This is a genomic window from Kitasatospora sp. NPDC004531 (assembly GCF_053602195.1).
The window spans coordinates 62,065-86,550 of the sequence record NZ_JBSGDD010000017.1 but is presented as its reverse complement, the minus strand read 5'-3'; the positions used below and the strand labels follow the sequence as shown (position 1 = coordinate 86,550).

Genomic DNA, 24,486 nt, shown 5'->3' with positions numbered 1-24,486 from the left:
GGGGCCAACACGCACGTGTGGTGCGCCTCGGCATGCGGTCGACCTGCCGATGCCGTCCCGTCCGACGCTCCGGCCCGCACTTCCACGAGGAGCCCACGGTGGCGTACCCCAACCAGAACCCCCAGCTGTCCGACAAGTCCAAGGTCGTCGCCGGAATCCTGCAGATCCTGCTGGGCGGCTTCGGCATCGGCCGCTTCTACACCGGCCACGTCGGCATGGGCATCGCCCAGCTGCTCACCTGCGGCGGCCTCGGCGTCTGGGCGCTGATCGACGGCATCATCTTCCTGGTCAGCGACACCCGCACCGACGCCCAGGGCCGTCTGCTGCGCAGCTGACCTTGCACGCCGAGGCGAACGGCCGGCACCCCCGCCTCGCGGACACCCGCGGCGGGGGCGCCGGCCGTTCGCGCTTCGCGCTGCTGCGCCACCCCGCCGCCGCCCCGCTCGGTCTGCTCGCCGCCGGCCTGGCCGGGGCCGGCTACCTGTACACGCGCAACCCGCACCTGCCCGGCCAGGCGCTGCCGTTCTGCCCCTGGCGCCGGCTGACGGGCCTCCAGTGCCCCGGCTGCGGCGGCACCCGGATGGCCTGGGACCTGCTGCACGGCGACCTGGTCGCCGCCTGGCACGACAACGCCGCGCTGCTGCTCGCGCTCCCCTTCGTCGCCGCCTGGTACCTGGTGCGGCTGCGCCACGGGCTGGCCGGCCGGCACTGGAAGCTGCGCCTCGGGCCGCGCGCCGTCACCGCGATCCTCGTCGCCACCGCGCTCTGGGCCGTCGGCCGCAACGTCCTCTGACCCCCGCCGCCGGGAGGCGGTGTCCGGCTACCGGTCAGATATCGAACACCAGAGCGATACGGCCCGGAGTTTTGGGTGTCTTGTCCGTTTTTTCATCGCGACTTTCCAACGATGTGGATCGGATTTTGAACAACCACTTCCCCCGAGCATGTCCCGTTCACTAGCGTCTCCCCAACCCCGTCCGGGCCCCACCCCTCCGCCCGGCCGGACCCCCGCGGAGCCCTGCGACCGGCGGACCACGCCCAGGCCGGACTCCCACGTCGGACACCCCTCTGACGTGTGATCAATTCCGGTACTGGCCACGGCAGTTGTGTCGTATGGTCGGAACTTGCCGCGGAAAGGACCTGGCGTTCGTGACTGCTGAGACCTCCCAGACCCTGGACCGGGGTGTCCGGGTGCTGAAACTGCTCGCCGACTCCGAGCGCGGGCTGACCGTGACCGAACTGGCCGCCCGACTGGCCGTCAACCGCACCGTCGTGTACCGCCTGCTGGCCACCCTGGAGCAGCACGGACTGGTCCGCCGCGACATAGGCGGCCGCGCCCGGGTCGGCCTCGGCGTGCTGCGCCTGGCCCACCGGGTGCACCCGCTGCTGCGCGAGGCCGCGCTGCCCGCCCTGCGCTCGCTCGCCGAGGACCTGGGCGCCACCGCCCACCTCACCCTGGTCGACGGCAACGAGGCGCTCGCCGTCGCCGTGGTCGAGCCGACCTGGACGGACTTCCACGTCGCCTACCGCACCGGGCTTCGCCACCCGCTCACCGAGAGCGCGGCCGGCCGGGCCATCCTGGACGCCCGCGGCTTCCCCGGCCAGCGCCGTCCCGAGCAGGGCTTCGTGATCACCCGCGCCGAGGAGCAGTCCGGCGCCTGCGGGGCCGCCGCCGCGCTGATCGGCCTGAGCGGCATCGAGGGCAGCGTCGGCGTGGTGATGCTCAACGGCCTGGTGCCCGAGCGGGTCGGCCCGCGCGTGGTGGAGGCCGCCACCGAGGTCGCCGACGCGCTGCGCTGAACCCGGCGGATCCGCGCGCCCGCCCCGGGCACGGCCCCGGTGTGTTTGGATGCGGGGTGTGCCTCTGAAGAACCTGTCCAAGGCCCTGACCGCCCCGCGCAGCCGCGCCCTCGGCCTGTGCGCGCTGCCGGTGCTGGCGCTGTTCGGGGTGGCCGCGTTCGTGCCGCTGCCCTTCACCCTGGAGTCGCCGGGTCAGACCGCCGACACCCTGGGCACGCTCGACGGGCAGCAGGTGATCACCATCACCGGGGCGTCGCAGCGCCAGACCTCCGGGCAGCTGCGGGTGGTGACGGTCGAGGCCACCAACCCCGCCCAGCGCAACACCCTGTGGGACTCGCTGGCGGCCTGGGTCGACCCGCAGCGGGCCGTGGTGCCGACCGCCGAGGTCTTCCCGCAGAGCGACCCGCACAAGGCCAACGAGGCGACGCAGCAGCAGATGACGCAGTCCCAGGACAGCGCCACCCTGGCCGCGCTGGGCTACCTGCACCTGTCGCCCGAGCAGGTGGACGTGCAGATCCGGCTCGGGAACATCGGCGGCCCGAGCGGCGGCCAGATGCTGGCGCTCGGCATCATCGACAAGATCGCCGGCGACGGCCGGGGCGGCGACCTGACCGGCGGCACGAACGTGGCCGGCACCGGCACCATCGACGCGGACGGGCGGGTCGGCCAGGTCGGCGGCATCCCGCTGAAGACCCAGGCGGCCCGCCAGGCCGGCGCCACCGTGTTCCTGCTGCCGCGCAGCGAGTGCGCGCAGGGCAAGGTCAACACGCCGGACGGGCTGCGGCTGGTCCCGGTGGAGACGCTGTCCGAGTCGGTCGCCGCCCTCCAGGCGCTGCGCGACGGCGGGGCCGTCCCGAGCTGCTGAACCGGTGGGCGGCCCGGCCGCTACACGCCGAACGCGGCGGTCACCAGATCCTCGCCGATCCGGGCCCGCAGCTCGCAGGCCACCGCCAGCAGGCGGTGCGCCTGCGAGGACGGCAGTCCCACCCCGATCGCGGCCAGGTCGCTGCCCAGCACGATCGGCACCGCCGCCCCCACCAGGCCCAGCTGGTATTCCTGGTACTGGGTGATCGGCGCGGCCCGCTGCGGCCCCGGCCCGAACAGCAGCGGCAGCTGGGCCGGCTCGCGCAGCGTGTACGGGGTGAACGGCACCATCGGGTGGCGCTCCAGATGGGCCCGGCGCTCCTCGGCGGACATCAGCGCCAGCAGGGTCTTGCCGCTGGCGTGGGCGTGCGCGCCGGCCGCGAAGCGCGCCGGGTCGGCGGTGGCGGCGCCCGGCGCGGCCCGGGCGGCGACCAGCTCGACCTCGCCGTCCTTGTAGCGGGCGAAGTGCACGGAGGCGTTCAGCTCGTGCGCGATCCGGCCGAGCACCCGGTCCAGTCGGACCCGTCCGGCCTCCGGCCCGTCCATCCGGCCCTCCGTGCTCAGCCCCGACACGGCGGGGCCGGTGCGGTAGCGGCCGTCGCGGCGCTCCAGGTAGCGGTCGTGCACCAGGGTGCGCAGCAGGTGGTAGGTGGTGCCGAGGGCCAGTTCGGTGTCCCGGGCGAGCTGTTTGGCGGTGGCGCCGGCCGGGTGCTGGGCGGCCGCCTCCAGCAGGCGCAGGGCGCGCTGCGCGGAGGCGATCAGGGTGGGGGCCTCGGCGGTCCGCCGCATTACGGTTCTCCGGCGGCGGGAACGGCAGCCGGCCGGGGGCGGGGGAGGGCGGCCCCGGGGTTCGTGGTCGGGTTCATTGCGTGCACGAGCCATAGGCATATGCCAAAAACCGTCCGGCGTCATCCGTGACACCGCCCCGCAGGTGGCGGCCCTCCGCCAGCTTCGATTGGCGGTCCCCCGTCAAACCGCTTCCGGGGCTCCCGCGGCCTGCTCCACCAGCGGCAGGATCCGGTACGGCACCGGGTTCTCCAGGGCGATCGCGGTGGACGCCCGGACGATCCCGTCGAAGCCCACCACCCGGTCGATCACCCGCTGCAGGTCCGCGTTCGACCGGGCCACGATCCGCACCAGCATGTCGCCGTGGCCGGTGATGGTGTGCAGCTCCAGCACCTCCGGCACCGCCGCCAGGTGCGCCCGCACCACCGAACCCTGCCCTTGCGAGATCTCCAGCGTCGCGAACGCCGTCACCGGATAGCCCAGCGCCGCCGGATCCACCTGCGGGCCGAACCCGCCGATCACCCCGCGCGCCTGCAGCCGGTCCAGCCGGGCCTGCACCGTGCCGCGCGCCACCTGGAGGCGGCGCGAACACTCCAGCACCCCGATCCGCGGCTCCTCGGCGAGCAGCCGGATCAGCTTTCCGTCCAGCGCGTCGATGGCGTCGGGCTGCGGGGGCACGGGCGGCTCCTCGGTGGTGCGGGCGTCGACCGACATTGTGGGGTCGGCGCGGGCCGTCCGTCAGCCCCCGGCCCGGCGAGCCTCAGCCCGGGACGACCTGCACGGTCGGCTCGAAGCCGTTCCAGGTCACGTACACCGAGGAGACTCGGTCGTCCCTGCTGAAGTTGATCCGCATCCACTGGTCGCCGCGCCAGACCTGCATCGTCCAGCCCGGCTCCGGGGTCGCCGACACCAACTCGGCGTCGTGCTCGCGCAGTTCGATCGCCACCCGGCCGCCCGGCATCAGGTAGCTGCGCACCGTCCCGGTGGTGCTGCTCGGCGAGGAGAGCATGGACGCGGAGCCGCCGTGCGACGGCGAGGACGGGCTGCGGGTCGGGCTCGGGCTGCGGGGCGGACCGGCGGTCGGGTCCGGGCCGGGGCGCGGGGTCGTCGAGCCGGGGGAGGAGCCGGAAGTGCCCGCGCCGCCCGGGGTGCCGGTGGCGCCCGGGGATCCGGTGCCGGCCGGCGGGGTGTCGGTCGTGCCCGGGGCGGGCGGCAGGGACGCCGCGGGCCCCGGCGGCGAGGTGGCCGTCGAGGGCAGCGGAAGCGCGACCGGCCCCTCGAACACCGTGTCGGCCAGCACCGCGTGCACACCGAGCCAGGACAGCGCCACCGCCGCCCCGGTGGCCGCCGCCCAGGCACCCAGTTGAACCCATCCGCTCCGCATCGCGGGCCCATCCTGCCGTACTCAGGTCACGAGCCGGTCAGTGACCCGGTCAATCCTCAGCAACCTTGCGTACGGCGTCTCCAGAGGACCCGTCAGGTCACGGCCGCGGAACTCCCGCACCCCCGAGGTACAGACCAGTTGGCCGCTATGCCGTACCGTGCAGCCCCATGGCAACAGTGCTTGTGGTCGAGGACGACCCCTTTGTGCGTTCCGCCCTGATCCGCCATCTGGCCGATTCCGGCCACGCCGTGCGCTCCGTCGGCACCGCCCTGGAGGCACTGCGGGAAGTCGCCCAGGTGGGCTGCGACCTGGTCATCCTCGACCTGGGCCTGCCCGATCTGGACGGCAGCGAGGCGCTCAAGATGATCCGCGGACTGACCAACGTACCGGTCATCATCTCCACCGCCCGGGACGAGGAGGCGGAGATCGTCCGGCTGCTGAACGACGGCGCCGACGACTACCTGGTGAAACCGTTCTCCGGCGAGCACCTCACCGCCCGGATGGCCGCCGTGCTGCGCAGGCTCGGCGGCGGCTCCCTGATGGCCCCGCAGATCCTGCGGGTCGGCGGCCTCGCCATCGACCCGCAGCGCCGCGAGGCCCTGCTCGACGGAGAACGCCTCGACCTCACCCGGCGCGAATTCGACCTGCTGGCCTTCCTCGCCGCCAGGCCCGGCGTGGTCGTCCCCCGCAAGGAGATCCTCGCCGAGGTGTGGCGGCAGACCTACGGCGGCGACCAGACCATCGACGTCCACCTGTCCTGGCTGCGCCGCAAGCTCGGCGAGACCGCCTCCAGCCCGCGCTACCTGCACACCGTGCGCGGCGTCGGCGTCCGGCTCGAAGCGCCCTCCGAACCCCCGGTCGGGTGCGCGACATGAAACGCCTGCTCCGCTCGCTGCGCTGGGCGATGGTCAAGGCCGCCATCGCCGGCACCGTCATGGTCGCGCTGGCGTTCCTGATCCCGCTCGGCCTGGTCGTCCAGCACACCGCCCGCGACCGGGCCTTCACCACCGCCCAGCGGCAGGCCGCCGCGCTCGGCCCCGCGCTCGCCATCACCACCGACCAGGACGCCGTCGCCCGCGCCCTCGCCTCCACCGAGGCCGGAGCGCAGGACCGGCTCGCCGTCCACCTGCCCGGCGGCCCGGTGGTCGGCCACCCCCGGGTCGACGCCGGGCAGCTCACCTCCGCCGAGGACCAGGACCAGGGACGGCCCCGCTACCGCGGCGGCACCGTCCGCACCCCGGGCGGCTACGCGCTGCTCGAACCGGTCGCCGTCGACAACGGCCGGGTCGCCATGGTCGAGGTGTTCGTCGCCGACGCCGATCTGACCCGCGGCGTCAGCACCGCCTGGCTGGTGCTCTCCGGCGTCGCGCTCGCCCTGGTCGCCGTCTCCGTCTGGGTCGCCGACCGGATGGGCATCCGGATCGTCCGCTCCGCCCGCCGCCTCGCCACCGCCGCCCGCTCGCTCGGCTCCGGCAACCTCACCGTCCGGGTACCCGTCGACGGGGCCGAAGCGGCGGGCGCACCCGAAGAACTCCGCGAAGCCGCCTACGCGTTCAACGCCATGGCCGACCGCGTCGTCCACCTGCTCGCCGCCGAACGGGAACTCGCCGCCGACCTCTCGCACCGGCTGCGCACCCCGCTCACCGTGCTCCGGCTCAACGCCGCCGCCCTCGGCGCCGGCGACGCCGCCGACGCCACCCGGCACGCCGTCGCCCAGCTCGAACGCGAGGTCGACCAGATCATCCGCACCGCCCGCCGGCACCCCGTGGACGCCCCACCCGTCGTCCTCGGCTGCGACGCCGTCGAGGTGATCCGCGAACGCGTCGCGTTCTGGTCCGCCCTCGCCGAGGACGAAGGCCGCCCCTGGCAGCTCAACGGCGACACCGAACCCGCGCCCGTGCCCGTCCAGCGCGGCGACCTGGCCGCCGCCGTCGACGCCCTGCTCGGCAACGTCTTCCGGCACACCGCCGTCGGCACCGCCTTCGCCGTCGACCTCGCCGCCGACCAGGACGCCGTGACCGTCCTGATCGGCGACGCCGGACCGGGCTTCGCCGACCCGGCTCCGGCGATCCGCCGCGGCGCCGGCCACGGCGGCGAAGGCTCCACCGGCCTCGGCCTGGACATCGTCCGCAAACTCGCCGAGAGCACCGGCGGCGACGTCACCCTCGGCCGCTCCGCCGCACTCGGCGGCGCCGAGATCGGGGTACGGCTCAACACCCGCACCCAAGTCGAACTGCCGCGCCAGCAACGGCGCCGCCCCGGCCGACCGCTCCGCAAGGACTGACGCAGGCCGATGACACCGACACAGCAGCTGTTACCGCGGGGGCGACAGCTGGTGTCGCTCCTCTTCCTTAAGAACTCCCTAGCACCGCCTCAGCTGCGCCTGATGCCGCCCCGGCCGCGCGGCCGCGCTCCGTGCGCCCGGCTAGGGTCGTCCGCACGTCGATCGTCGTCCGCGTCGGCGGACCGCACCCCGGACGCGGCCGTCCGGCCGCCGGGTGCGGTCGCCCCGGGCCGGGGCCGTGTCCGGACGGTCGCCCTTCCCCGCGGCCGCTCGGCCGGCCCCCGGAGGGGAGCCCGGGGCGACCGCAGGTCAGGACCCCTCGGATCCCGCGACCGGTGGCGCGAATCGGACCGTCGGGTAGTGTCGGCTGCTGGCCCAGCGCAGGTCGACGGCGGACGGAGCAACACAGTGACCACGGTGCAAGCACAGCGCGCCACGCCCACCGGCGGACCTGAACAACCACCCGTCCCCGCCTGGCGGCGCGCCCTCACCGCACCCCTGCGCCTGCTCGCCGACCTCACCGCCGCCCTGCGCGCCGCCCCCCGGCGGCCGCTCGGCATCGCCGCGGCGATCGCCCTGGTCTCGCTGCTCGGCTACGCCACCGTGCGGCACCTGGCCGGCACCTCGATGGTCGACATGATCGTCTACCGGGCCGAGGGCGCCGCCGTCGCCCACGGCCAGGACCTGTACGCGCTGCGGGTCACCGAGTGGAACCTGCCCGCCACCTACCCGCCGTTCGCCGCCATGCTGTTCGTGCCGACCACCTGGTTCGGCATCCCGTTCCTGCGCGTCGCCGTCACCGCCGGGAACCTGCTGCTGCTGGCCGCCCTCGCCCACCTGTCCTTCAAACTGGTCGGCTGGCCGCGCCGCGAACTGCGGCCGATCGGCGTGGTCCTGATCACCGGACTGGGCGTCTGGCTGGAACCCGTCTTCACCACCCTGCGCTACGGACAGATCAACCTCGCCCTGGCCTGCCTGATCCTCTGGGACCTCACCCGCCCCGACCACGCCCGCTCCAAGGGCCTCGCCATCGGCCTGGCCGCCGGCATCAAGCTCACCCCCGGCCTGTTCGCCGTCTACCTGCTGATCACCGGCCGGATCCGGGCCGCACTGGTGGCCGGCGCCGCCTTCCTCGGCACCTTCCTGATCGGCGCCCTCGTCCTGCCGGACGCCACCCGCGGCTTCTGGACCGAGTACCTCTTCGACTCCACCCGGGTCGGCAAGACCGTCATCGTCGACAACCAGTCGATCAGCGGCATGGTCGCCCGCCTGCTGCACACCGAGAACCCCGGCCCCGCCGCCACCGCGCTCGCCGCCCTGGTCGCCGTCGGCGGCCTCGCCGTCGCCGTCTGGGCCCACCGCAGCGCCCACCGGTCGCCCCGCGCCGAAGCCTGGAGCGTGTGCGCCGCGCTCGTCACCGCCGTGCTGATCTCCCCGATCAGCTGGACCCACCACTGGGTGTGGTGCGTGCCGATGCTGGTCCTGCTCGCCGCCGAGGCCGCCCACGAACGCTCCCGGCCCGCCGCCGTCCGGCGCCTGCGCTGGCGGATCGTGTTCGGCCTGACCCTGCTCGGCTTCCTCTCCTTCGCGATGTGGGTCGTCCCGCACAAGGGCGACCTGGACCTGCGACTGTCCCTCCCCAGCCAGCTGCCGGCCTCGATCTACCCGCTGATCGGCCTGTGCTTCCTGGCCGTCGCCGCCCTGCGCCTGCACTCCCGCAGCCGCGCCGCCGCCCCGCTGGTCGCCCTCCCCGCGCCGCGCACCGGCTCCGACGGGCTGGGCAGCACCGGCAGCCAGAAGGCCCCCGCGGCCCACTGAGCACCGGGCCGGCTCACAAGGGCAGCACGGCTCGCGCCGGCCGCTGGTGTCGCGCCGGCCGCCCGGTTCACGCCAGCAGCTCGGCGAGCGAACCGTCCAGGTCCATCGCCTCCAGCTCGGCGCCCGGCGGCACCAGCCGGTGCGCCCGCTCCAGCCACGCCGCCACCGTCGGCAGCGGCGCCTCCAGCAGCGCGTCGCCCGCCGGCGAGCTCAACGCCATGCACAGCACGCTGCGCCGCCCCGCCCGGGTCGGCCAGATCCGCACGTCGCCCTGACCGCACGGCCGGAACGTTCCCTCCACCAACAGCTCACGGGCGAACACCCAGGTCACCGGCGTCCCACTGTCCAGGTGGAAGGTCACGTACACCGCGAACGGGTCGTGGCTCCCGTACGACAGCCGGGCCGGCACCGCGACGCTGCGCTCCGGCGACAGCACCAGTTCCAGCTCCAGCTCCTGCTCCACCACTCCGGTCGACTGTCCGGCCATGCCGCTCACCCTCTCGCCTCCGCTGCGCGGCCGCCGATCGGCCCCGCAGCAGGAGAGAGCGGGAGCGGTGCGCACTCTTACACGGGTTTCCGGGAAACTTTCCGACGGACTTTTCGCAGAACCTTTTCCCGGCCGTCCCGGTTGTTCCGGACGGGACACCGGACCGACTGTTCGGGACGGGACACCGGGCCGGCCGACGTTCGGCACGACCGACCCGGCTCAGGACTCGTGCCCTACCACTCGCACCCGTCCCGTTCCACCGGTTTCACGAGTTACCGGGAACCAGGCGGACCGGGCCCCTCCAGGTACTACTCTTTGTGACTGCCCGGCGACTCTCCGCCCGCGGCCCGGTTGCGCACATCCGCACACCTGCACGCCGCGGTGCCGGTACGAAGGAAGAGGCAATGACGGACCGGCCCCCCACCGCAGCACCGATGCTCGGCACGACCGTGCCCGCCGACGCCGGAGCACCCGGCTACTACCCCGACCCCTCGGTACCCGGCTTCGTCCGCTACTGGGCCGGGCACGCCTGGGTCCCCGGCACCAGCCGGGCCGCGCCCGCCCCCGGCCAGCAGCTCCAGCCGCCGCGCTTCGTCGCCCGCTACCTCGGCCCGCCGCCGTACGCCGTCCCGCCCGGGCTCGCGCCCGCCGCACCGACCGGACCGCTGATCGAGACCGGGCCGATCTACCTCGACGAGACCGGGGCGCACACCGCCTTCAACATGCCGGCGCACCCGGGGCCGGTGGCGCCGCCGCCCGCCCCGGTGGAGAGCGGGCCGCGGGCCGTCGAACCGGTCGCCCCCTGGGCCGTGAGCGGGGGTGGGATGCAGCCCGCGGTCGTCGAGTCCTGGGCCACGGCGGCCGCGCTGCGGCTGGGGCCGGTCTCGGTGCCGGAGGCGGCCGGGGCTTCCGGGGCCGGGGCGTCCGGGGTGGTGGGGTCGCAACGCGTGCGGCCGGCCGAGGTTCGGGAGCCGGCGGTGGAGGCGTCGCCGCCGGGGGCGGAGCCGGTCGTCGCCGTGGAGGAGGTCGTGGAGGAGGCCGTGCCGCGTCCTGCCCAGCCGCTCGGTGGGACGCCCTGGCACGGAGGCGGGGACGGAGAAGGGCGGGGCGGCTCGGTGGGGATGGCGGCCGGGTCGGCGCCGCTGTACGAGCCGCTGTGCGGGCTGGGAGCGGGTTCGTCGCGTCCGGGCGGGCCGTCCGTGGTGGCGGAGGAGCCCGCCGCCTCCTCGGGTTGGCGGGCGGACCCGCGGGCGCAGCGCGGGCTGATGGACACCGGCGAAGCGCCCCGACGCGTCTCCTGGGGCGTCGACGCGGCCCCCGGCGAGGCCCTCGCGTCGCCGCTGGAGCAGGCCGCCGCGCGTCCGGAGCCGCAGGGCGCCGCCGCGCAGGCGGTCGCGCCGGAGACGCGGGCGGCTGCCGCGCAGGCCCGGGCGGTCGCGCCGGAGACGCGGGCGGCTGCTCCGGCGGCGCAGGTCACCGGTGAGCGGGTGCGGCCGCCGCGCGAGAGTGCCGCGGAGTCCCGGGTCGCCCCATCGCCCGGGGCGAGCCCCGCAGGGCGGGCGCGCGCCGGTGGTGGCGGCGGGGAGCAGCGGCGGTCGGCGGCGCCGGCGGCCGTGCCGGCCGGGTTGGCGGCGCGGGCGTTCGGGTGGCTGGTGGACGGCGCGGTGACGGTGGTGGTCGGGGCGGCCGTCGCGGTGCCGATGGCGGCCACGGTGTCGGAGCACGTCCGGAAGAAGATCGAACAGGCGCAGCGCGCCGCCCAGTTGACCGGTCGCCAGCACCAGGTGTGGCTGCTGGACCAGACGGTACTGGGCCGGGTCGGCGTGGTGCTCGGGGTGCTGGTGCTGTTCGCGCTGCTGTACCAGGTGCTGCCGGTCGCGCGGACCGGCCAGACCTTCGGCAAGCGGCTGGCCCGGATCCGGGTGGTCGCCGCGGGCGGCAGCCGCCCGCCGGGCTTCGGGCGTTCGCTGCTGCGCTGGCTGGTGGGCGGGCTCGGCACCGTCCTGCTGGCGGGCCTGGTCGCGCCGCTGCTGGACCGTCCCGCCCGACGCGGCTGGCACGACCGGGCGGCCCGGACCCGGGTGGTGCGGGTGGTGCGGCGCTGACCGCCGGGCTGTCGGGCGCGCCGCCGGCGGCCGCCCGGCTGCCGTTGAAACGGGCGGAAACGTCGCGAATGTCCCAAGTGCGTAGGAATCGCGGTGTTCTACTCGTGCCATGAGCAGCCAAGACCCCTCTGGGACCGAGCCGGAGGAGGGCGGCACGCCTTCCTTCGACAAGCAGCCGCCGTCGGCGGGCAGCCCGTACGACACGCCGCCCGGCTACGGCGGCCAGTACGGCGCGCCGCCCGGATCGGGCTCCCCCTACGACAACCGGCCCCCCGGCTACGGCCCCCCGCCCGGCCAGAACCCGCCCCCCGGCAGCCCGTACGGCTCGCCCTACGGCACGCCCGGCCCCGGCCCGGTCCCCGGGATGCCCGCGCTCGGCGGCTGGGGCGCGCGGATCGTCGCCCGCCTGGTCGACTGGATCATGGTGGAGGTGCTCGCCGTCCTGGTGCTGCTGCCGTTCGCCAACTTCGGCAAGCAGGACGGCTGGGTCGGCTCGGCCTGGCTCGGCTACGCGTTCTACCTGGTCTACGAGGGCCTGATGCTCAGCCGGGACGGCCAGACCCTCGGCAAGAAGCTGATGAAGGTCCGCGTCGCGATGCTCGCCGACGGCTCCGCCCCGACCACCAGCGCCGCCTGGACCCGCGCCGCCGTCTTCGTCGTGCCCGCGCTGATCTGCTGCGGCGGCCTGTGGTGGCCCGTCGACGGCCTGTTCGGGGTTTTCGACAAGCCCTACCGGCAGTGCATCCACGACAAGGCGGCCAAGACGGTGGTGGTCTCGACCGCCTGACGGACGCCCCTCCGGTTGGGCCCCGGGCCCGTGGCAGCCATCGACCTGCCGCGGGCCCGGGAGTTCATCGGTGCGCGTACTCGCGGACGTTCTCGGGACGGCGGAGGTCCCGGGCGGGCGGCCTCGGGGCGGTGGGCGCGGCCGGGGGCGCCGCGACGCGGGGGCGGGCGGCGAGCAGGACGGCGGACAGCGTCCCGAGTGCGACCCCGAACGCCACCAGCACCGCCACCCGCCACACCCCCGTCTCCCCGGACACCGCCAGCAGCGCCACGGTGGCGGCCGTCGCGATCAGGGTGCCGAGACCGACCTGGACCGGGCCCGGGCGGGGGCTCTCGTGGGGGCTCTTGGAGGGGCGTGCGGCGGGGCGTGTCACGGCGGGGCGTGTCACGGCGGGGCGTGTCATGGCGGTCAACCCTTCGCGCGGGGAAGGCGGCTGGGTCTGGAGCGGTAAGTCAAGCCTAGCCTCCGGGAGTTGAGTGATCCGGGGGCACAGGGGGCGCACGGGCTCACGTGGTTGCGCCCGACCGTCGGTCCCGTCATGTTTCGTCGAGCGATAGCGTGCCCACGGACAACACCGGGGCGGGTGGCCGCCCCGTGCCACCCCCATCCGACCCCGCCCGGAGCCGCCGTGACCGTCCCCGCCGACTGGCCCACCACCGCGGAAGCCGCCCGCGCCGAACAGGAACGCCTGCGTCCCCTGGTCGTCCCCGAGGGCCCCGAACCGCCGCGCCGCCCCGGCACGTTGATCGCCGGCGTCGACGTCGCCTACGACGACGAGCGCGACGTGGTCGCCGCCGCGGCCGTCCTGCTCGACTACGCGACCCTCGACGTCGTCGAACAGGCCACCGCCGTCGGCCGGGTGGCGTTCCCCTACCTCCCCGGGCTGCTCGCCTTCCGCGAACTCCCCGCCGTCCTCGACGCGTTGGCCCGCCTCACCCGCACCCCCGACCTCGTCGTCTGCGACGGCTACGGCCTCGCCCATCCCCGCCGCCTCGGTCTCGCCAGCCACCTCGGCGTCCACACCGGCCTGCCCACCCTCGGCATCGCCAAGACCCCCTTCACCTTCACCCACCAACCGCCCGGCGAACGCCGCGGCGATTGGTCCCCGCTCCTCGACGGCCCCGAGACCGTCGGCCGCGCCGTCCGCACCCGGCAGGGCGTCAAGCCCGTCTTCCTCTCCGTCGGCCACCGCATCGGCCTCACCGAAGCCACCGCCGTCACCCTCGCGCTCACCCCCTCCTACCGCCTCCCCGAAACCACCCGCCGGGCCGACTCCCTCTGCCGCCGGGCCCTCGCCGCCACCGCACCCACCCCCTGACCCCACCCTCCGTCACCAGGGGGCGTTTTGACGGACCGTTCCATGTGTTAGACATATGGACTGGAGCCAACTTTTTCCATCAGGCCCCAGGCGGTCGAGTGGGCAGTCCAGCGGGCAGCAAGTACGGGGGAGGTACGAGTACATGAGCACAGGCGGCGGCAAGGGCTACCAGGTAGAGGTGGACAGCCTGCGCGCATTCGCGGCGCAAGTCCGAGGACTGCTCAAGGAGTTCGAGGACGGCGCCGGCGGCGCGAAGGTCCACGGACAGACGGGGCTTGCCCCGGCGGCGTTCGGGTCGTTCCCGGAGGCGGAGGCGTTGCACGCCAAGTACGGGGAGATGCGGGACGGGCTGAAGAGGGTCCTCGACTACATCCAGCAGGCGATCGACGAGGCGCAGCAGAACGCGGACCGGACTGCGACCAACTACGAGGAGCAGGAGCACGACGCCAGCAAGCAACTGAAGCTGGCGAGTGACGGTTGGTCCACAGCGGTCCCCAATCCGGTGACCTCGACCCAGCGGACCGCAGCGGGGGCGCCGCAGGCCGGGCCGCCGGTCGGAACCGTGTCTCCGGCGGGCAGCGGAGAGCCGAGGCCGCAGTGGTGATCGTCCGGGACGCAGCGAAACTGGGTGACCGCCGAGGCAGCGTTCGGCGTGAGGGGAGCCAATCGTGACCGACATGACCAACTTCAACGGCTACAGCCACGGCCAGATGCGCGACATGGTCCAGTCGATGGACTCCGGTGCGGTGATGGCGGCCGCCGACCCGTGGCGTCGTGCCACCAACACCCTGAAGCAGATCCGCACCGCGCTGAACACCGCGGCTGCTGACACCAGTGATTCCTGGCAGGGCGATACGAGCGACGCGTTCTACTCGCGGATGACTGCGCTCGCCAACGACGTGAACAGCGTCGCGGCCTACTCTAACGACGCGGCCAACGCGCTGGAGATGATGTCCGAGGCCATCGACAAGGCCAAGCGTGACATGCCCGAGGAGCCCGGCTTCTGGGACAAGGTGGGTGACGCGGTCAGCGACACCGCCCAGCAGACCGTCGGCGTCGACAACGAAGACACCCGCACTGCCGTCGCGGACTCGCGGAAGCAGGAAGCGGTCACCGTGATGCAGACGCTCGCGGCGAGCTACCGTGCGACCACCACCTATCTGCAGCCGCCGAAGCCGATCCGTGACGGTGATAGGGAACTGACGCCGCCGGACAACGGTGGTGCGTCCGCTCTCGGAGCCTTGATCGCCGGAGTCGGCGGCGGTCTTGTGCAGGGCAGCACAGGGTCGGCGAGTGGCAGTGCCGGATCGCGGACCGCTGGTCGACAGTTGGGGACCAGCGGCACGCCGCAGGCGCCAAAGCTCCAGCCCACCGTGATCCGGCCGACCGACGCGGGCATCTCCGGTGGAACGGCCAACGCGATTCCGCAGCCGAAGGGCCCGGGCACGGGTATCGACGGAATCCCGGGTGCCAACGGCGGTGTCCGCGGCGGCACCGGGACGATCGGTGGTACCGGGGGTGCTGGAACGGTGCACAGCCCGGTCGGCGGCGGTGGCCTCGGTCCGGCGGGCGGCGTGGGTACCGGTCCGATCGGCCGCGGCGATGGAGCCCTGCTGGGCGGGGGCACCGGCATCGGCAGCAGCCGTGCCGGGTTCACCGGCAACAGCGTCTCCAAGGCCGGCACCTTTGGCTCCGGCGGCCTGGGCGGCAGCGGAGGGCCGGGCGCAGGCGGTGCCGGTGGCATGGGGGCTCGCTCGGGCGGCGGTCTCGGCAACGGCGCTCTTGGCGGTGGCGGTGCCGGCGGTGGAAGCGGCATTGGCGCGCGTTCCGGCGGTGGCCTGACCGGCAAGGCCGGCGGAGTGATCGGCGAGGCCACCCACTCCGCTGCCGGAGGGCGGGCGTTCACTGAGGGCGGGTCGGGCATCGGCCGCAACCGTTTCGGCCAGGGTGGCGCCGGCGGCCAGGCCGGCGGCCCGGGCCAGGCAGGTGCCGGGCACGGCGGCGGCATGGGCGGCCAGGGCCAGGCCGGCAAGAAGGACAAGAAGCGCGGCAAGGACCGCCCGGACTACCTCGTCGAGGACGAGGAAACGTGGGCATCCGGCAATCAGGTCAACCCGAACGTGGTGGAATGACGTTCGGTCAGTAGTCGAAGACGACCGGCCGTCCCGCAGATCCGATGGTCTGCGGGGCGGCCGCTTCAACGAGTGGGGTGACGAGGCTTGACGACCAGCCGATCCGTGCGCGGTCTGGCCGCGCTCGCTGCGGGAGCCCTGGTGTGGGGTGTCGGTGCCGGGCCTGCCGCTGCGGACACCATCCGCGACGGACAGTGGGCGCTGAAGAACTATCGTGCGGCTGAGAAGGTTTGGCCGGTCAGTGAGGGCGCGGGAGTCGTTGTCGCGGTCCTTGACACGGGTGTCGATGCGGCGCACCCGGATCTGACGGGCCAGGTTCTCCCGGGGAAGGATTTCACGGGCAGGGACGCGAACGGTCAGAACGATGTCATTGGCCACGGGACCGGTATGGCCAGCATCATTGCCGGTCATGGGCACGGCGACAACGCCGGCATCATGGGGTTGGCGCCGAAGGCCAGAATCCTTCCGGTGAAGATCGGCGTTGGCAATGCCGAACACCTTGAGTCAGGCGACGAGAAGCAGGTCGGAGAGGCGATCCGCTACGCCGTCGACAATGGGGCCAAGGTTATTAACATGTCCTTCGGCGCCGGCACCGCGTTCGACGAGGGATACCAGGCGGCGATCGAGTACGCCGTTCAAAAGGACGTCATTCTCGTTACCGCCAGCGGAAACGACCCCACCATGCAGCTCGACTACCCCGCCAAGTTCCCCGGAGTGGTGGTCGCCTCGGGAGTCACGGAGCGAGGTGAGCTGTGGCCCAAGTCGACGACTGGTGCAGAGGTGACGCTCGCAGCCCCCGCCGAGAACATCTATCGCGCAAATGGGAAGAAGGGCTACAGCGCAGGAGATGGCACCTCCGACTCCGCCGCATTCGTGTCCGCGATTGCCGCGCTGGTGAGGGCGGAGTATCCGGACCTGTCGGCGGGCCAGGTCATCAATCGGATGATCAAAACTGCGGTGAAGCCAGAAGGCAAGGGGCCTTTCCCGAACCCCCAGTTCGGATACGGAATCGCCTCCCCGTCCGGCGCGTTGGCCGCCAACCCCGAGGTGGACAACGGCCCGAAGGAGAACCCGCTGCTCAAGCGTGGCGGTTCGACCTCCAAGCCCTCCGGTGCCGCGTCCGACCCCGCGAAGACGCCTGCGGCCGGCGGCGACTCGACCGGTTCGCAGGCGAGTGGTGGTGACTCCAAGAGCGGGAACGGGATGCTGATCGCGGTCGGCGGCGGCGTCGTGGGCCTGATCGTCATCGTGGTGATCGTGCTGTTGGTACGTCGCTCCAAGGGTGGCAACGGTGGTGGGCCTGGCGGCCCCGGCGGCCCTGGTGGTGGGCCTGGGCACGGATATCCGCCGCAGCAGCCCGCCGGCTATGGGCAGCCGGGCCCGGGTTACCCGCAGCAGGCGCCCTACCCGCAGCAGCCGCCGCCGTATCCGCCGCAGCAGCCGCCGGGTGGGGGGAACCCGTACCAGCGCTGAGTGGGGTTCTGTTTTCGTCGGGTCCTGAGGCTTGGTTCGGCCGTTTTTCAAGAGCGAGCGGACGACCTTGTCGAAGGATGGTACGGCGCTCGGTGAGCTGAACAGTCGAAGAAAGACGACCGACCGTCCCGCAGATCTGACGATCTGCGGGACGGTCGTTTCAATGAGTGGGGGCGATGAGATTGGTGACCGGCCGATGCGTGCGTGGTCTGGCTGCGATCGCTGTAGGGGCTCTGGTGTGGGGTTCCAGCGTCGGGCCTGCCGCCGCGGACACCATCCGCGATGGGCAGTGGGCGCTGAAGAACTACCGTGCGGCCGAGAAGGTCTGGCCGATCAGCCAGGGCGAGGGGGTGGTCGTCGCGGTCCTGGACACCGGTGTTGCGGATCACCCGGATCTGGCCGGCCAGGTTCTCTCCGGGACCGACTTCACAAGCCCGGGCAAGGACGGGCGGACCGATACCCAGGGCCACGGAACCGGAATGGCCAGCGTCATTGCCGGGCGTGGCCATGGTGACAAGGCGGGAATCATGGGGCTCGCGCCCCGAGCCAAGATCCTTCCCGTCAAGATGAACATCGGACTGGACGGGAGCGCCCGGTCCGCCAGTGAGACGGAGATCGGCGATGCCATTCGCTATGCGGTCGACCACAATGCGAAGGTCATCAACATGTCCTTCGGGTGGGGAGGCAAGCTCGAAAAGGGCTACCAGGACGCCATCAACTACGCGATCCAGAAGGATGTCGTCCTCGTTGCGGCACCCGGAAACGATGCCGATCTGAAGATCAGCTACCCGGCGGCCTTCCCTGGGGTGGTGGTGGCCACTGCGATCGACGAGAAGGGCGATCTCTGGCCCAAGTCGACCACTGGGCCTGAGGTGACGCTCGCAGCTCCGGGCGTCAATATCTACCGCGCGAACGAAAAGCAGGGCTACGGCACGGCGAACGGCACCTCCGACGCTGCGGCCTATGTGTCTGCGACTGCTGCGTTGGTGCGGTCGAAGTATCCGGAGCTGTCGGCGGGGCAGGTCATCAACCGGATGATCAAGAGCGCGGTGAAGCCCGAGGGCAAGGGGACGTTCCCGAACAACCAGTACGGCTACGGAATCGTGTCGCCGTCCGGCGCGTTGGTCGCCAACCCCGAGGTGGACAACGGGCCGAAGGAGAACCCGCTGCTTCAGCGGGGCAGTTCGACCTCCCGCCCCTCCGGCGGAGCGTCGGATCCGGCGCAGGCCCCGGCAGCAAGCGGGGCGACGTCGGCGCAAGCGGGCGGTGGTTCCAGGAGCGGGAACGGGATGCTGATCGCGGTGGGCGGCGGTGTTCTCGGTGTGATCGCCATCGTGGTGATCGTGCTGCTGGTCCGCCGCAACAAGCGCGGAGACGGCGGTGGGCCGGGCGGTCCTGGTGGTCCCGGCGGTGGTCCGTACGGGTATCCGCCGCAGCAGGCCGGTGGCTATGGTCAACCGCAGTCGGCGTATCTGCCGCAGCAGCCGGGGCCGGGGTATCCGCCGCAGCAGGCGCCGTACCCGCCGCAGCAGGGGAGTGGGTATCCGCCGTCGCAGGGGCCGGGTGGGGGGAATCCTTACCAGCGCTGAGTGCGGGGTGTTGTCTGTCGGCTCCCCGGGGAGTGGCTGTGCCGCTGCTCGGGGAGCCGTGCTGTGCAAGGGGATGGAGGGGGTTCGGGCGGTGGGGTGCTATTCGTGCGAGCGGGAGGCGGAGTTCGAGGGGTTGCCGCTGTATCAGCGGATCGCGGTGGACGAGTACTGGCGGGTGGCGCATGCGGTGGATTGTGCGTTGCCGGGGTGGTTGGTGCTGTTGCCGCGGCGGCATGTGGAGTCGATGGCGGAGCTGAGTGCGGGGGAGGCGGCGTCGCTGGGTGGGTGGTTGGTGAGGTTGGCGCGGGCGGTGGAGGTGGTGACGGGGTGCGAGAAGGCGTATGTGGCGCAGTTCGGGGAGGCCGCGGGGTTCGCGCATGTGCACTTTCATGTGGTGCCGCGGGGGCGGGAGTTGGGGGTGGAGTTGCGGGGGCCGCGGGTGTTCGGATTGTTGAAGGCGGGTGAGCGGGCGGTGTCGGCGCCGGAGATGGACGCGATCGGGCGCGGGGTGGCCGCCGCGCTGGGCGGGTCGCGCTGAGGGCGGGTGGCGGGATCTCGACGGCCGGTGGCGGTGGTGGCCCTGGTGGGGCGGGGGAGGGGCGGGTGATGCTGGGCGCATGATGATCCCTGACACCAAGGACTGGACCTGGGTGCTTGAGCGCCCCTGCACGGAGTGCGGGCTGGACACGCCGGCCGTGCGGTTCGAGCAGGTCCCGGGCATGATCCGGGCGAACGCGGCGGCCTGGACGGAGCTGCTGGCGGGCGATCCGGCGGCGTTGCGGGAGCGGCCGCGGCCGGAGGTGTGGTCGGTGCTGGAGTACGCGTGCCACGTGCGGGACGTGTTCCGGCTGTTCGAAGTGCGGCTGAGGCTGATCCTGGGCGAGGACGACCCGCTGTTCGCCAACTGGGACCAGGACGCGACCGCCGTCGAGGAGCGTTACGGCGAGCAGCAGCCGGCCGTGGTGTCGGAGGAACTCGCCGCCGCCGCCGAGCAGTTGGCGCGCGCCTTCGAGGCGGTGCCGGACGGCGCCCGGGGGCGGACGGGGCTGCGCAGCGACGGCGCCCGGTTCACGGTGGAGTCCTTCGCCCGTTACCTGATCCACGACCCGGTGCACCACCGCTACGACGTCACCGGCGCGAAGCACCTGGCGGGTTGAGGGCGGGGTCGTCGGCGTCCAGGGTCCACGCGGGCAGGCCGTGCGGCATCGCCTCGGCGAGCACCGTGGTGGGCCCGGCGCCGAGGCGGGCGGTGAGCAGAAAGCGGTGGCCGGGGCCGACCCGGCGCGGCTCCAGGGCGAGGTGGACGAACGGGGCGGACGGGCCGGACGCGGCCGCCAGGCGGTCCAACTCGGCTTCCACGGACCGCCATTCGTCGGCGGGCACGTACTGGCGCATGATCGAGTGCCAGACCACGGTGAGCGCCCCGTCGGCGACCCGGACGTCGCGCAGGAACGCGGCCGCGCCGACCGGTTCGACCGGGGCGGGGAAGCGGGCTGCGAGGGCGAGGGCGCCGTTCAGACGTTCCACGCGCGGGAGTTGGTCGGCCCAGAGGTAGGCGCGCAGGGCGAGGGCGCCGTCCGCGGACCGCGGGTCGATCGGCGTCGGGTCGCAGCCGCGGCGCTCCACCACCCGCTGGAGGGGCGCGCCGCGCAGCCAGGCGGGCGGCTCGCCGCGCCAGGCGTCGGCGAGGACCACGGGCGAGTCCGGCGGGCCGTACGCGAAGCCGGGGGAGACGCAACGGAACTGCTCGGCAAGGAGGTTGAGCCCCGCGCTGGAGCCGAGTTCGTACAGTCGGACCGGCAGCGGCGCGGCGGCGGGCGCGTCCTCGGCGAGCCGGTGCTGGGCCCAGGCCAGGCCGGTGAGCAGCAGGTTGGCGCGGCCGACCTCGTTGGTCTGCGGCGGGCGGGTGAGCCACTCGCGGATCCACGGCAGGTGGTCGGCGACGGTGGCGCGGAACGCCGGCCAGGGGGCGTCCGGGTCGGCGGGGTCGAAGGCGCCGCCCGCGCTCGGGTAGTGGACGGCGAGGGCGGGGGCCCGGCCGGAGATCACCAGGGCGTGGACGGCGCCGAGCAGGCGCAGCGCGATCGCGGACGGGCCGGGGGCGTCCTCGTGGCCGGCGATCGCGGCGGCGCACGGGCCGCCCGCCGCGAGGTCCTCGGCGGCCCGGCGCAGCAGCGCGGCGGACAGCGGGGAGCCGAGCTCCGCGCAGGCCTCGGCCTGGTGTCGGAACATGGCCACGGCGTGCTCGACGGTCATGCGGGAACTCCTCCGTCCTGAGGTGATCAGGACGTCATCCTTCGCCCCCGACCGGCCCTCCGGTAGCGGCTCCGGCGGTGATTTGGCTCACGGGGCACCGCGGCTGTCGGGGCGGCACGGAACCCCGCTGCGACCGGCGTGGACCACCGGGCGACCGCGCGGGAAGCGCACAAGGGGCGACGGGGGCAACCCGGGGGCGCGCGGCGCGCGTTGTGCGCCTGCTCCCCTCCGCCTGCGCCTGGCCCGAGCCCCCGCCCGGCGCGTCCGGGAGGCCGGTCACCGACCGGGAGGCCGGTCACCGACCGGGAGGCCGGTCACCAGTCGGTGGTGCGTCGCCGGTGGGTCTGCCGGAGCTGGCTGGTGATGCTGGCGGTGTCGACGCCCACCACGTCGGCGATCTCGGGGGTGGCCAGGCCGACCACGTAGTGCAGGATCGCCAGGTCCTCCTCGGCGTCGACGTCCGGGCGCAGCTCCTCGGCCCCGGCCAGCGCGTGCTGTTCGGTGACGGTGTCGCGCAGGATCTGCCAGGCCGCGGCCGCCGGATTGGGGCTCTCCAGCACGGCGGGCCAGACCTCGGCCAGTTCGCGCAGGGCGAGCCGGACCACCCGGTGGGCGGCGGCGGGTTCCTCGAACCAGACCCGGGCGTAGCTGCGGTACCGCGGCTCGTGCAGCTCGCAGAACGCCGCGAACTCGACCGAGATGCGGGGGAGTTCGGTGGACCGATCAGCACATGCCGAGTCCGCGGCCGGGACATGACGATCAGTCACATCAGCTGCCTCTCGATCTGGGTCCGGACGGGGAGCGTCTGCGCTCACTCTAGGCCCTCGGGCGGGTGCTGTGGGTGACAAGTCTGCTGAGATGCCCGGGGCCGGAGCCGGTTCCGGACGCCGCGCGACGAGCAGCCGGCGGCCGCCGTCCGCCCGGCCCGGCCGCGAGCGCGTCGCGCCTGGTCAAGGGCGGTGGATCGGCAGTGGCCGCACGGCAGTTGGCGGGCCGTCTTAGGCCTCGCGGGTGAACGCGGACGCGGCGGCGGGGCTCACCTTCGCGGGCGAAACCCGGACCGCGGGCATGACCACCATCACACATCGGGCCGGCCGCACCGCCGCGAACACGCACGCCGGCACGCGCGCGGGGACCGTGCCGGCCACCCGCGACGGCCACCCGCGCCGACCGGGGGCGGGAGCGGGAGTGCGAGCAGGGACGCGAACAGGAGCGCGAACGGCGGCGCGAGCCGGAGCGCGGGCGGCGACATCCGCGCCCGCCCCGGGTTGCGGCCGCCGCGGCCCGCGTCGACCACCCCGACCGAATCCGAACCCCCCGGCATCGGGACCGCTCACGACGCCGAGCGCCTGACGTACCGTCAAAAACCGCCCCAGGGAGCCCAGAAGGGCTCCCTGGCGACCTTGCGGGGCGGTCAGCGACCCTCGGGGCCACCCGCCTCCCGAACGGGGCGCAGAGCGGCCCTGGAGCCCTCGCCCCGCACCTCGCCCCGCACTTCGCCTCGCACTTCGCCTCGCACTTCGCTCCGCGCCTCGCCCCGGGGGCCCGCCTCCAGGGCCGCCTCCGCAGCGGCCGTCGCGGCCTCCGCCGCAGCCGCCTCGGCGGCCCGCGCGGCGGCCGCCACGCTGTCGGGCTCGCGCCGCAGCTGCTCGGGGATGCCGGCGGTGCGCCGGACCCGGCCGTTCTCCTCGGCGGCCTCGCGGGCGGCCAGGTAGGCCTGCACGGCGGCGATGCCGTACACCGGCTGGATCAGCTGGTGGCCCTTGAAGAACGGCCGCGCGGGGGCGAACCCGGCGGCCGTGACCAGCTCGCGGATTTCGGTTATCTCCTCTTCGCTGCGCGCCGTGAAACGGACTTCCCAGCCCTTCTTGTACGCACGTCCGTCCTCTCCGCCGCGCCGGGCGGGATCGGGTTGGCGGACGTAGCCGGGCAGGCGGCCGAGGCGCAGTCTGGCAGCGCGCTGGGCGGATGACTCGTCGCGGGACATGTGCCTGATGGTAGGCAATTCGCAAAGCCCGCCGATGCCCCCGGGGGTGTCGCTCCGTGGGGGGACGGTCACGGTCGGTCAGATTCCGCAGGTGGGAGGCCCGGAAGCGATCGGATCGCAATGCTGTGTTGATCCAATGAAAATCGGATTGTAGGTGGTACGTCCGATCCGATCCGACAACGGTTCGAATGCCCGATACGCCGAATGGGTGAGGGTATGGGGACTTTAGTGCAGGGCAGTCCCGGTTTGACGACGGTTGGGTAACAGGTCGTCAGGTCCGGCGTCGGCTGTCAGGGGCGAAGGGGAATGTGAGCGGTATGAGCTACCGGATTCCGCAGCAGCCCACCTCTCTCGAAGAGCTCGCCCGGCGCCAGCAGAATGTGGTGACGGCCAGCCAGTTGCGCGCCCGGGGCGTGCCGGCCCGCCTGGTGAGCGAGCACTGCCGGCAGGGCGGTCCGTGGCAGCGCCTGCTGCCGCGGGTGTACCTGCTCCAGGAGGGGCCGCCGACCCCGGAGCAGCGGATGTGGGCGGCGCTGCTGTACGCGGCGCAGAACGGCCGCGCCGAGGGCGGCCGGGAGCGGGCGGTGATCACCGGCGCGGCGGCGCTGGCGCTGTACGGGTTCGTGTCGATGCCGAGGCTGCCCGCGGTGCTCGGGGTGGAGGTGCTGGTGCCCCGGCAGCGCCGGCTGCGGGATGCGGGACAGGTCCGGATCCGGCGCACCGAACGGGAGTTGGTGGCCCGCGAGGTGCACGGGCTGGCCTGCGCGCCGGTCGCCCGGGCGGTCGCGGACGCGGTCCGCGAGTGGGCCGAGCAGGGCGCGTTCGAGCCGGGCGGCCCGGGTGCGCAGGGCGAGCACGGCGCGTACGAGGCCTGCCGGGTCGGCCCGGGGCTGCTGCGGGCGGTGCTGCGCGAGGCGTTGGAGCGGGTCGGCGGCTGCGGCGTGTCCGAGCTGCTCGCGGAGCTGACCGACGCGGGCCTGCTGGCGGAGCCTCCGGTGCGCGCGGCGGTGGACGAACTGCTGGCCGCGCAGCGGGAGTCGGCGCTGTCCTCGCTGCTGGAGCTGGCCGTCGAGCAGGGCCTGCCGCTGCCGCTGCCCGGCCCCGAGCTGCGGATGCGCGGCGGCACGTACATCGCGGTGCCGGACCTGTTCTGGCCCGAGGCGGCGGTGGCGGTGGAGGTGGACTCCGAGGTGCGCTGCGTCAGCGAGGGCGAGGCGGCCTGGGTGCGGGCCGGGCAGCACCGGATGGAGTACCTCGGGGTGCGGGTGGTCTACGTCGGCTCGGCCCGGCTCGCCGCCGAACGGGACGCGGTCGGCGACGAGCTGGCCGAGGCGTACCGGCTCGGCGGCGAGGACGTGGTGGCCCTGACGGTCACCGAGCGCTGAGCCCCCGGGCACCGAGCCTCCGGCGAGGCCCTGG

At 73.7% G+C, this 24,486-nt stretch carries 25 protein-coding genes; 17 read left to right on the top strand and 8 right to left on the bottom strand.

Annotated features, from left to right (window positions below; translation table 11 throughout):
- The first annotated feature begins 98 nt into the window (after positions 1-98).
- From ACWEMJ_RS10725 to ACWEMJ_RS10710, 4 genes are all read left to right on the top strand, one after another.
- Positions 99-335: a TM2 domain-containing protein gene (locus ACWEMJ_RS10725; protein WP_452136634.1), complete on the top strand. Its 237-nt coding sequence runs from the start codon at positions 99-101 to the stop codon at positions 333-335.
- 80 nt (positions 336-415) lie between these two features.
- Positions 416-793: a DUF2752 domain-containing protein gene (locus tag ACWEMJ_RS10720; protein WP_452136645.1), complete on the top strand. Its 378-nt coding sequence runs from the start codon at positions 416-418 to the stop codon at positions 791-793.
- A gap of 353 nt (positions 794-1,146) precedes the next feature.
- A complete protein-coding gene (locus ACWEMJ_RS10715) occupies positions 1,147-1,797 on the top strand; it encodes an IclR family transcriptional regulator (protein WP_043914174.1) in 651 nt (216 codons plus the stop codon).
- Positions 1,798-1,855: 58 nt separating this feature from the next.
- Complete coding sequence (locus ACWEMJ_RS10710; protein WP_452136633.1) at positions 1,856-2,662, top strand: S16 family serine protease; 807 nt, start codon at positions 1,856-1,858, stop codon at positions 2,660-2,662.
- Positions 2,663-2,682: 20 nt separating this feature from the next.
- Here ACWEMJ_RS10710 and ACWEMJ_RS10705 read toward each other — a convergent pair whose 3' ends face one another.
- The 3 genes from ACWEMJ_RS10705 to ACWEMJ_RS10695 all read right to left on the bottom strand — a co-directional run bounded on the left by ACWEMJ_RS10705 (position 2,683) and on the right by ACWEMJ_RS10695 (position 4,831).
- Positions 2,683-3,450 (bottom strand): helix-turn-helix domain-containing protein, encoded by a 768-nt coding sequence (locus tag ACWEMJ_RS10705; RefSeq protein WP_452136632.1) that lies wholly within the window; start codon positions 3,448-3,450, stop codon positions 2,683-2,685.
- A gap of 180 nt (positions 3,451-3,630) precedes the next feature.
- Positions 3,631-4,125: an Lrp/AsnC family transcriptional regulator gene (locus ACWEMJ_RS10700; protein WP_452136631.1), complete on the bottom strand. Its 495-nt coding sequence runs from the start codon at positions 4,123-4,125 to the stop codon at positions 3,631-3,633.
- Between the two features lie 82 nt (positions 4,126-4,207).
- Positions 4,208-4,831 carry a hypothetical protein gene (locus tag ACWEMJ_RS10695; protein WP_452136630.1) on the bottom strand — a complete coding sequence of 208 codons (624 nt, stop codon included), beginning with the start codon at positions 4,829-4,831 and terminating at the stop codon, positions 4,208-4,210.
- Positions 4,832-4,998: 167 nt separating this feature from the next.
- On the opposite strand from ACWEMJ_RS10695, the gene ACWEMJ_RS10690 reads away from it, so the two are divergent.
- From ACWEMJ_RS10690 to ACWEMJ_RS10680, 3 genes are all read left to right on the top strand, one after another.
- Positions 4,999-5,706, top strand: coding sequence for a response regulator transcription factor (locus ACWEMJ_RS10690; RefSeq protein ID WP_452136629.1), 708 nt, complete (start codon positions 4,999-5,001; stop codon positions 5,704-5,706).
- A gap of 17 nt (positions 5,707-5,723) precedes the next feature.
- Positions 5,724-7,115, top strand: coding sequence for an ATP-binding protein (locus tag ACWEMJ_RS10685; RefSeq protein WP_452136644.1), 1,392 nt, complete (start codon positions 5,724-5,726; stop codon positions 7,113-7,115).
- Between the two features lie 417 nt (positions 7,116-7,532).
- The gene (locus ACWEMJ_RS10680; protein ID WP_452136628.1) at positions 7,533-8,933 is read left to right on the top strand and encodes a glycosyltransferase 87 family protein; all 1,401 of its coding nucleotides are present in this window, start codon (positions 7,533-7,535) and stop codon (positions 8,931-8,933) included.
- 67 nt (positions 8,934-9,000) lie between these two features.
- Here the strand turns inward: ACWEMJ_RS10680 and ACWEMJ_RS10675 are convergent, their stop codons facing one another.
- A complete protein-coding gene (locus ACWEMJ_RS10675) occupies positions 9,001-9,420 on the bottom strand; it encodes an SsgA family sporulation/cell division regulator (RefSeq protein WP_387866798.1) in 420 nt (139 codons plus the stop codon).
- 404 nt (positions 9,421-9,824) lie between these two features.
- Here ACWEMJ_RS10675 and ACWEMJ_RS10670 point away from each other — a divergent pair, with 404 nt between their 5' ends.
- A complete protein-coding gene (locus ACWEMJ_RS10670) occupies positions 9,825-11,525 on the top strand; it encodes an RDD family protein (RefSeq protein ID WP_452136627.1) in 1,701 nt (566 codons plus the stop codon).
- Positions 11,526-11,634: 109 nt separating this feature from the next.
- Positions 11,635-12,312, top strand: coding sequence for an RDD family protein (locus ACWEMJ_RS10665; RefSeq protein ID WP_452136626.1), 678 nt, complete (start codon positions 11,635-11,637; stop codon positions 12,310-12,312).
- Between the two features lie 64 nt (positions 12,313-12,376).
- Here the strand turns inward: ACWEMJ_RS10665 and ACWEMJ_RS10660 are convergent, their stop codons facing one another.
- The gene (locus ACWEMJ_RS10660; protein WP_452136625.1) at positions 12,377-12,685 is read right to left on the bottom strand and encodes a hypothetical protein; all 309 of its coding nucleotides are present in this window, start codon (positions 12,683-12,685) and stop codon (positions 12,377-12,379) included.
- A 255-nt stretch (positions 12,686-12,940) separates the two neighbouring features.
- Between ACWEMJ_RS10660 and ACWEMJ_RS10655 the strand changes: the two genes are divergently transcribed.
- The 7 genes from ACWEMJ_RS10655 to ACWEMJ_RS10625 all read left to right on the top strand — a co-directional run bounded on the left by ACWEMJ_RS10655 (position 12,941) and on the right by ACWEMJ_RS10625 (position 19,981).
- A complete protein-coding gene (locus ACWEMJ_RS10655) occupies positions 12,941-13,630 on the top strand; it encodes an endonuclease V (RefSeq protein WP_452136624.1) in 690 nt (229 codons plus the stop codon).
- 142 nt (positions 13,631-13,772) lie between these two features.
- Positions 13,773-14,234, top strand: a complete 462-nt coding sequence (locus ACWEMJ_RS10650) for a hypothetical protein (RefSeq protein ID WP_452136623.1) — start codon at positions 13,773-13,775, stop codon at positions 14,232-14,234.
- A gap of 64 nt (positions 14,235-14,298) precedes the next feature.
- Positions 14,299-15,762, top strand: coding sequence for a WXG100 family type VII secretion target (locus tag ACWEMJ_RS10645; RefSeq protein ID WP_452136622.1), 1,464 nt, complete (start codon positions 14,299-14,301; stop codon positions 15,760-15,762).
- A gap of 87 nt (positions 15,763-15,849) precedes the next feature.
- Complete coding sequence (locus tag ACWEMJ_RS10640) at positions 15,850-17,235, top strand: S8 family serine peptidase (protein ID WP_452136621.1); 1,386 nt, start codon at positions 15,850-15,852, stop codon at positions 17,233-17,235.
- 176 nt (positions 17,236-17,411) lie between these two features.
- On the top strand, positions 17,412-18,824 hold the full coding sequence (gene mycP, locus ACWEMJ_RS10635; protein ID WP_452136620.1) for a type VII secretion-associated serine protease mycosin: 1,413 nt from the start codon (positions 17,412-17,414) through the stop codon (positions 18,822-18,824).
- Positions 18,825-18,882: 58 nt separating this feature from the next.
- Entirely contained in the window at positions 18,883-19,362 is a 480-nt protein-coding gene (locus ACWEMJ_RS10630; protein ID WP_452136619.1) for an HIT family protein, read from the top strand.
- A 79-nt stretch (positions 19,363-19,441) separates the two neighbouring features.
- Positions 19,442-19,981: a DinB family protein gene (locus ACWEMJ_RS10625; protein ID WP_452136618.1), complete on the top strand. Its 540-nt coding sequence runs from the start codon at positions 19,442-19,444 to the stop codon at positions 19,979-19,981.
- Here ACWEMJ_RS10625 and ACWEMJ_RS10620 read toward each other — a convergent pair.
- The 3 genes from ACWEMJ_RS10620 to ACWEMJ_RS10610 all read right to left on the bottom strand — a co-directional run bounded on the left by ACWEMJ_RS10620 (position 19,953) and on the right by ACWEMJ_RS10610 (position 23,067).
- Positions 19,953-21,080: a DUF2332 domain-containing protein gene (locus tag ACWEMJ_RS10620; protein ID WP_452136617.1), complete on the bottom strand. Its 1,128-nt coding sequence runs from the start codon at positions 21,078-21,080 to the stop codon at positions 19,953-19,955. The genes ACWEMJ_RS10625 and ACWEMJ_RS10620 overlap by 29 nt on opposite strands.
- Positions 21,081-21,394: 314 nt before the next feature.
- Positions 21,395-21,847 (bottom strand): hypothetical protein, encoded by a 453-nt coding sequence (locus tag ACWEMJ_RS10615; RefSeq protein ID WP_452136616.1) that lies wholly within the window; start codon positions 21,845-21,847, stop codon positions 21,395-21,397.
- Between the two features lie 647 nt (positions 21,848-22,494).
- Positions 22,495-23,067 (bottom strand): hypothetical protein, encoded by a 573-nt coding sequence (locus tag ACWEMJ_RS10610; RefSeq protein WP_452136615.1) that lies wholly within the window; start codon positions 23,065-23,067, stop codon positions 22,495-22,497.
- Positions 23,068-23,384: 317 nt separating this feature from the next.
- Between ACWEMJ_RS10610 and ACWEMJ_RS10605 the strand changes: the two genes are divergently transcribed.
- Positions 23,385-24,452: a hypothetical protein gene (locus tag ACWEMJ_RS10605; RefSeq protein WP_452136614.1), complete on the top strand. Its 1,068-nt coding sequence runs from the start codon at positions 23,385-23,387 to the stop codon at positions 24,450-24,452.
- Positions 24,453-24,486: the final 34 nt, after the last annotated feature.

Bases quoted from the DNA above. Each gene is read 5' to 3' on its own strand.
- ACWEMJ_RS10705 (WP_452136632.1), bottom strand. From the start codon at position 3,450: ATGCGGCGGACCGCCGAGGCCCCCACCCTGATCGCCTCCGCGCAGCGC.
- ACWEMJ_RS10695 (WP_452136630.1), bottom strand. From the start codon at position 4,831: ATGCGGAGCGGATGGGTTCAACTGGGTGCCTGGGCGGCGGCCACCGGG.
- ACWEMJ_RS10690 (WP_452136629.1), top strand. From the start codon at position 4,999: ATGGCAACAGTGCTTGTGGTCGAGGACGACCCCTTTGTGCGTTCCGCC.
- ACWEMJ_RS10675 (WP_387866798.1), bottom strand. From the start codon at position 9,420: ATGGCCGGACAGTCGACCGGAGTGGTGGAGCAGGAGCTGGAGCTGGAA.
- ACWEMJ_RS10670 (WP_452136627.1), top strand. From the start codon at position 9,825: ATGACGGACCGGCCCCCCACCGCAGCACCGATGCTCGGCACGACCGTG.
- ACWEMJ_RS10665 (WP_452136626.1), top strand. From the start codon at position 11,635: ATGAGCAGCCAAGACCCCTCTGGGACCGAGCCGGAGGAGGGCGGCACG.
- ACWEMJ_RS10650 (WP_452136623.1), top strand. From the start codon at position 13,773: ATGAGCACAGGCGGCGGCAAGGGCTACCAGGTAGAGGTGGACAGCCTG.
- mycP (WP_452136620.1), top strand. From the start codon at position 17,412: ATGAGATTGGTGACCGGCCGATGCGTGCGTGGTCTGGCTGCGATCGCT.
- ACWEMJ_RS10625 (WP_452136618.1), top strand. From the start codon at position 19,442: ATGATGATCCCTGACACCAAGGACTGGACCTGGGTGCTTGAGCGCCCC.
- ACWEMJ_RS10620 (WP_452136617.1), bottom strand. From the start codon at position 21,080: ATGACCGTCGAGCACGCCGTGGCCATGTTCCGACACCAGGCCGAGGCC.
- ACWEMJ_RS10610 (WP_452136615.1), bottom strand. From the start codon at position 23,067: ATGTCCCGCGACGAGTCATCCGCCCAGCGCGCTGCCAGACTGCGCCTC.
- ACWEMJ_RS10605 (WP_452136614.1), top strand. From the start codon at position 23,385: ATGAGCTACCGGATTCCGCAGCAGCCCACCTCTCTCGAAGAGCTCGCC.